The 247-nt window shown below is 64.4% G+C and carries 2 pseudogenes; both read right to left on the bottom strand.

The features are described 5' to 3' along the window. Window positions 1–128, bottom strand: a pseudogene (locus GYA94_RS28435) (proline/glycine betaine ABC transporter permease); the annotation flags it as partial. Then, window positions 74–247: pseudogene (locus tag GYA94_RS28440) on the bottom strand (ABC transporter substrate-binding protein); the annotation flags it as partial. The pseudogenes GYA94_RS28435 and GYA94_RS28440, both read right to left, overlap by 55 nt.

The raw sequence follows: 247 nt of genomic DNA on the forward strand, positions 1-247 counted from the left end.
AACACCAGCCAGTCGACCACGCGGTTGACGCTGTCAGCGATGGAAAACTGCAAGGCTTGAGGGAAACCGCCGCTCACAGGCTGGCCTCGACCTTGGCGGCGATATCGGCGGGCAGCCAGGCCTTCCATACCTCGCGGTTATCGCGCAGGAAGGCCAGCGCGGCTTCGCGCGGTGGCGTGCGCTTTTCACTCATGTTCGCCAGCGCCTGGTTCAGGCGCTGGATTGGCAAGTCGACCTGCTCGAAGGC

Source organism: Pseudomonas juntendi, assembly GCF_009932375.1.
Lineage (GTDB): Bacteria > Pseudomonadota > Gammaproteobacteria > Pseudomonadales > Pseudomonadaceae > Aquipseudomonas > Aquipseudomonas juntendi.